Source organism: Bartonella sp. AP7XZML (assembly GCF_042195745.1).
GTDB lineage: Bacteria > Pseudomonadota > Alphaproteobacteria > Rhizobiales > Rhizobiaceae > Bartonella.
This window is the reverse complement of sequence record NZ_JBHIOT010000022.1, coordinates 139,575-145,789: the sequence shown is the minus strand read 5'-3', so window position 1 is coordinate 145,789 and position 6,215 is coordinate 139,575. Positions and strand designations below refer to the sequence as shown.

Annotated in this window: 8 protein-coding genes; 2 read left to right on the top strand and 6 right to left on the bottom strand. The window is 40.4% G+C overall.

The annotated features are described in order from the left end of the window. The 5 genes from ACFILT_RS02625 to ACFILT_RS02605 form a co-directional block, all read right to left on the bottom strand. A partial coding sequence (locus ACFILT_RS02625; RefSeq protein ID WP_375679524.1) for a DNA-binding protein occupies positions 1-212 on the bottom strand: 212 nt, incomplete at its 3' end. Further along, positions 209-667 (bottom strand): hypothetical protein, encoded by a 459-nt coding sequence (locus ACFILT_RS02620; RefSeq protein ID WP_317992576.1) that lies wholly within the window; start codon positions 665-667, stop codon positions 209-211. The genes ACFILT_RS02625 and ACFILT_RS02620, both read right to left, overlap by 4 nt. Continuing rightward, positions 664-1,683 carry a ParB/RepB/Spo0J family partition protein gene (locus ACFILT_RS02615; protein WP_375679523.1) on the bottom strand — a complete coding sequence of 340 codons (1,020 nt, stop codon included), beginning with the start codon at positions 1,681-1,683 and terminating at the stop codon, positions 664-666. The genes ACFILT_RS02620 and ACFILT_RS02615 overlap by 4 nt, the downstream gene beginning before the upstream one ends. After that, positions 1,683-2,081 carry a hypothetical protein gene (locus tag ACFILT_RS02610; protein WP_273718841.1) on the bottom strand — a complete coding sequence of 133 codons (399 nt, stop codon included), beginning with the start codon at positions 2,079-2,081 and terminating at the stop codon, positions 1,683-1,685. Before ACFILT_RS02610 ends, ACFILT_RS02615 begins: the two co-directional genes overlap by 1 nt. 193 nt (positions 2,082-2,274) lie before the next feature. Continuing rightward, the gene (locus ACFILT_RS02605; RefSeq protein ID WP_375679522.1) at positions 2,275-2,568 is read right to left on the bottom strand and encodes a helix-turn-helix domain-containing protein; all 294 of its coding nucleotides are present in this window, start codon (positions 2,566-2,568) and stop codon (positions 2,275-2,277) included. Positions 2,569-2,719: 151 nt separating this feature from the next. Between ACFILT_RS02605 and ACFILT_RS02600 the strand changes: the two genes are divergently transcribed. Both ACFILT_RS02600 and ACFILT_RS02595 read left to right on the top strand, forming a co-directional pair. Next, positions 2,720-3,250 carry a helix-turn-helix domain-containing protein gene (locus tag ACFILT_RS02600; RefSeq protein ID WP_375679521.1) on the top strand — a complete coding sequence of 177 codons (531 nt, stop codon included), beginning with the start codon at positions 2,720-2,722 and terminating at the stop codon, positions 3,248-3,250. Positions 3,251-3,262: 12 nt separating this feature from the next. After that, positions 3,263-3,778 (top strand): helix-turn-helix domain-containing protein, encoded by a 516-nt coding sequence (locus ACFILT_RS02595; RefSeq protein ID WP_375679520.1) that lies wholly within the window; start codon positions 3,263-3,265, stop codon positions 3,776-3,778. A 1,509-nt stretch (positions 3,779-5,287) separates the two neighbouring features. Here the strand turns inward: ACFILT_RS02595 and ACFILT_RS02590 are convergent. Continuing rightward, complete coding sequence (locus ACFILT_RS02590; protein WP_375679519.1) at positions 5,288-6,202, bottom strand: DMT family transporter; 915 nt, start codon at positions 6,200-6,202, stop codon at positions 5,288-5,290. Positions 6,203-6,215 lie beyond the last annotated feature (13 nt).

The following is a 6,215-nucleotide window of genomic DNA, read 5'->3' as shown; positions in this document are numbered from 1 at the left end:
CCAAACCGCACCAACAATGCCGCCCGCGCCCCCTCCGGCAATAAGGAAATGTGATACTCCCAAACCGGCTTGGTTTTGCCTAATGTTTGGCGAAACAATTGTCTATTCAAACGCCATTTCTTAAGCGCGAGATTGTTGAGACCGATCTTTGTTTTCGGCAACCCTGGCAAAGCTGCTTCAGCCAATTCGGCAATAGTAAACCATTCCTTCATGGCTGCCCCCTTTTAATGCGAACCGGCGTTGCGCGCATGGCTTTCAATCGCGCTGCAATCTCCCGCTGTTCCTGCTGCAACCGTGCAATTTCTGCTAACCGCGCCTCATCCCCTTGCAACAGCAACAATCCATCTTCACTCACCACCTCATCCCAGAGCCAAAATGCCTCTGTCGCCCGCACAAATGCCTTAAACCGTGGCAGGGAAATATCCACCTGCTTACTTTCCGCAACATAAGCATCCAAACTGGCCTTACTTAAACACCCAATCCCTAAATAATGCGCCATACGCTCCGCAATCACACTGCGCTCATGCCGGCATTCTCTCAAAGCCCGCGCCATCGCACGCTTAATGCGTGAGCGAAACCGCCCTAAATCAATCTGCGCAACGGGTTCACGACAGGGAAAAACCGGCTTTTGGAAAAAATCAAGCTGCCCGCAACCATGCCTCTTCATGACAGCACCTCCCCCGATTGCTTGTTCAAATAATCATAAAACCGCGCCTTTGTCTGCGCATCTGCCCTCTGCCAAACACCCAATAACTGGGCAAAAATCCGTTCCTGTTCATTAATTTGCGGCGGCGTATTAACGCCATTGACCAAATCAACAGCCCGCCTCAAATCCCCATCAACCTGTTGGAGCGCAATCGCCACCCGCCGTTGCGCAACCGGCTCCATCTTCGCCAACTTCAACAATTGCGCTTGATTATCCGCCAATGCCGTCCCCCGCAAAACCGACCGCAACTCCGGCTGTAAATGTTGGGCAATACAGTTAAGACGTTTTACAACATCTTGAGAGAAACCAATGCGGTCCGCCACATGTTTAGCAAAAGATAAAGTTCTCCTCTTGCCATCTTCTCCCTCCATTTGAGCAATAGGGTCAACTTGACCCAATTGCTTTAAATGTGCATCACCACCGATCAAAGGTGCAACTTGCACCTTTGATTTTTCATCCCCTTCACACCCAGTTTCATGGTGCTCTGAAGAACTATCATTTGGCAAAGGGTAAACTTTACCCTTTGCCACTTTGTCCTTTGTATATTGATTACCACCGATCAAAGGGTAATGTTTACCCTTTGATTTTCTGTCGCCACCAACCTTAATTTCCCCATACTTCTTTTCCCACAATTCGCGGTAAGTCTGCACAAACAAGGCACGGTCAATTACAGACAATTCATTGCGAAACAAATTCTCTGCTACTTCTAAAAGCGCAGCATTGTCCTTATCCGCCTGCACCACAACCGCATCAATGTCACTATAGCCCAAAAGCTCAGCAGCACGAAGCCGATGCGCACCAGCAATAAGCGTATAATTACCCTCTTTAGCATTGGGCGTATGGCGCACCGTAATGGGATTCATCAATCCCTCCCGCGCCATTGATTGTGCAAGTGCCTTGGCATGCTCATCATCTACAGGGCGTATACGCTCCGGCACCACAATCACATCAAGAGCAAGCTTTTGAAACTGTGCCATCACGCCCCCGCCTTTCTGATCTCTTTAAAGAACAAATCCATCGCACGCCCTGCCCATCTTCGATAAGCTTTCGCAAAAACGGGTTCTTCCAAACGCCGGTTAATCACTTGCAAAGCAAGAAAGATAGCAGTCTGCTTCCGTACTTGCATGGCAACAATACGCCGCCGCGGCACCTCAAACTGATAATGCAAAATATGAATAGCAATCTGCCGTGCTAATATCGCATCAAATAAGCCATGCGGGGGGTCAATAACATACCGTATCGGTATATGTCGAAAGCCTCCACTCACTGCTTTTAAAGAACAGGAAAGCATCATTTGTAATCGCTCAGCTTCTGAATAAGGATTAAAAATTTCTCTTTTTGCCTCTGGCATCCATAAATTATAAGCTGCAACCATAACCATCCCCCATTAGTAAAATCCGCTTACCACCTATGGAAAACAAAACTACCCAAACGGCTGTTCTATGACGCAACTCTATGCAATTTATCTTGCCCATTTCGTATTGATCTTTAGACATTGATAAACCTTTTCATCTTATGGTAATAAATTCATGGCAAATGCGCAAAAACGCAAAGCCGTGTAACGAAGTTCAAGCAGCATTACCGCGCAATGCGGCCTGTGTTACCGAATCTGTATTGGCATGTTTTGCTGCTTTAAAAATGCGACGGCGACTTTTGGGGTAGCGGTCGCTAAAAACCTGCTCGACGGGCAAACCGATAAAATCGGCAATAGCGCGTTCGGCTTTCTCGTTAGACCGTGTCCAAATGTGTTGAACACTGGATGACGATAGTTGATAAGCTTTCGCGAGCTCCGCCAAGGTCATGTTACGGCGGCGTAGCTCAGCTAAAATACTATGGCGATCCCAAACTTGTGTGGTTGTCATAACTTCGCTCCTGCTTCAAACGGATGCTCCCACATCCGTTTTTTGTGGGATTAATTGTAAAATATCTGCCCTCTATATCGGGCGGTAATAATAGGTATATGCCAAATATCTGTCTTTGTAAACAGTTTTTTGTCATTTGGAGTGATTTTTTTTGGCACGCCCTGAAAAAGAACCTAAAACAGAACTTGCAAAACGCCTACGTGAAGTACGACGAATGCTCGGAAACGAAGAACGGGGCATTTTTGCGCAACGCCTTAATTTACAACGCACTACTCTTGCCAATTATGAAATCGGAGTACACGAGCCAACATCCTCAGCAATTAACGCCTATCATAGAGTCTATAACATTAACCCCCATTGGCTCGTTACGGGTGAAGGTGAAATGTTTACAGACATGGCAAAAGCGAAAGCAGCTGGTTTTAAACCACAAACCATCCCTGCTGGACTCATGAAAAAGCTTGGTCGCATAGCTTATACAACCTATCGCGATGCAAATATAAAACTCCCCCCTGAAGATATAGCGGAATTAGCGGCAGAGCTTTGTATAAAGTTGCAAGAGCTTGTTCAAGACATCAACGATAGCGAAGAAGTAGAGGCAACTTTCCCTCTTCTTAAAATTCATTTAAAGCGTCAAATAGAGGCTGAAAGAGTACATCTAGAAACTACACAAAATACGGCTTAATGCCTCTTTAATATGACACGACAAAGAAATGAACCCAAAACCCCATTAGCAAGACGCCTCATAGAGGTAAGAAAGCTTGTAGGCTTATCTCGTGATATATTTTCTCTTAAAATTGGTATTAGTATTCAAGGGCTTGGCAATTACGAACGCGGTGATAGAACCCCAGACGCAACCGTTTTAACATCATATGGAGAAAAATTTGGGGTCAACCTAAATTGGCTTTTGACTGGTGAAGATGAAATGTTCATAAACATGATGAAAACTCAATCTTTCAATATATCTCCACCAGCTATCCCTGCTGGTCTCATGAAAAAACTCGGTCACATAGCTTATACAACCTATCGCGATGCAAATATAAAACTCCCCCCTGAAGATATAGCGGAACTCGCGGCGGAACTTTATGGAAAACTGCAAGAGCTTGTTCAAGACATCAACGACACGGAAGAGGTCGAGCTCACCTTACCTCTTTTAAAATTGCATTTAAAGCGTCAAATAGAGGCTGAAAATGCACATCCAGAAACTACATAAGATACAGCTTAATGCCTCTTTAATATGAAAAATGAAAGTGGAAATCTTTTTACATTAAAAAATTTATATAAATTATTGATAAAAAATACTTTTTACTCAATTTTTAGAGATTTCCACTTATATATGGAAATCTTTTTTGCTTTTTTGGTCATTTTTGGCTGATTTTGGAGTGAGCTTCACAATTTACCGAATTTTTTTCACAGGGTCTTCAAAGGCGGTTTTCTGGGCTTTCACAGACTTTTCAAAATTTTTCACAGGGTTTTCAAAGACCTTTCAAAGCCTTCTCTCATTTTTACCTTTGAAACGCTCTTTTTTCTAATTTTTACTATTTTTCGCTCTTTTTTACAATTTTAGGTGTCAAAATCTATTTTGACAAAACGCGCATTTAATGCTAAATTTTATACATAAAAACAACAAATTACCACGTATTCCTACCTAATCCCACCTTTTCCCACTTAGTATAAAACCTACTGTCAAACTACAATAATTATAAATCAATGTATTATCATATTTATATGATATGCGTGTATATCACTTAGACTTGCAATAAAATTCGCAAGAAATGCTTTTTTATTTGTACGCAATAATCTGCTTTTTTAGTAATCTTATATAAAATAATATGAATATCGAGGGAGTTTTTTCTCAATTTTTAAAACTTTAGAAATATGCTCTATTGAGTGATGTTTTATATACTTTTTATACAACTCCTTCCTTCCTCCATTAAATATAAAACACACCAATCCTCTTCGATTCATTGGATAACGCATTGATTTATAATGATCGTTTATTATTTTGCAATTTAAATGAAAACTCTGAATATCGCGAGCCTCTCTCATTTTAAATCTTCTCATAGTGAATCAATCAATTTTTTTGCCTCTCCATTATAAAACAGGGCTAGTGTATGGATAAGAACGTTTAAGAAAAGAGTAAAAATGCCTCTCTCTTTTAAATGCCAAAGGCTATCGTAATATTGAGAACAGATAAAGAAAATGCTCGTGCCTTTTATTTTAAGTAAAATGATGATGCTCTGTGGTTTTTCTATACTTCATGCAAACCGTCAATGAATATGATGTATATTGAGAAAATTATCTTTTAAAAAACGCTTTAATGTACAACGTTATGGGGATACTTTGGGCGTTCTATTTTGCGTATGAAGCGTAACTCTATTAAAGGACAAAAGAAATAACGTGCGACAGTGCGTAATTTTCATTATTCAAAAAATTACCGTAGATGTTTTTGAAAGTTGTAAAGCCGAATTTAAAAATGATCGTAAAGATGGGCGTTAATTTTTACCTTTATATCACCTCATGCTTTGGCTCAATGAAGGTTGTCTGCCCGTTTTAGAAACTAGGCAAAAAGATAGAAGCATACTATTTCTCCAATTTGGCATGCAAAAGCTGGAATAACTTATAGAACTTCTTAATCATCTTAATATTAAAAAAGCTTCAAAAATGAAAACTCTATAAGCAAAAAGCTCATGCAATAAAATCATAATAAAAAAATGTATAGCTAATCAATTTTTTTAATTGCTTTATTTTTTTTACGCCATTGTGAAGGTTGTAATTCAGCCACAATTATCCCAATCAGAATAAGCAAACCGCCCAATAAAGCTAAGGGAGATAAATGTTCGCCAGCCAAACGCCCAACAATACCAGCCCATACCGGTTCACCTGCGTAAATGAGTGTCGCACGCGTAGGGGAAATAGACTTTTGTGCCCAATTCATAGCTAATTGAATGATGGCACTCATTAATGCCAATCCTATACCAATATTAAACCACATCCACGAAAATTCAGGGATGCTTTCACCCATCAACGGCATACAAGCAAATGAAAAAAAACCACTAAAAAATAACTGAATAATGGTTACACGCCGACTATCAACCTTGTTCGCAAAAATTCCGATGAGTATGACTTCTCCAGCAATCGCTAAAGCGCCTAACAAAGTTAAAATTTCGCCTTTTGAAAAATCAAAATTTCCCGGCTTTTGTCCTGAAATCAATACAAGCCCAATAAAAGCGAAAATAATACCAATCCAACAAGCTAAACGGGGAGGTTTTTTAAAAACAATCCATTGCAAGATTGGAACCATCGGTACATAAAGCGCTGTGATAAAAGCTGACTGACTACTAATAATTGTTTGAAGTCCAGCTGCTTGAAAAGCATAACCAAAAAACATGGCTAAACCTATTGCCATCCCAGCGAAAACTTCATAAACAGTTATCCCTTTTATAGAGCGCCAAAAAATTACCCCACATATAAGAGATGCAACAATAAAACGAAATCCAACAAAAAACAGAGGACCACTATAGCGTACCGCAATGTGAATGACTAAAAATGTAATGCCCCACAATATTGTCGCAGTAAATATTGCCAATTCTGGCTTACTTAATAAAGGATATTTAAACTGTTTTAGATTCACCATGAAAAACTTTCTC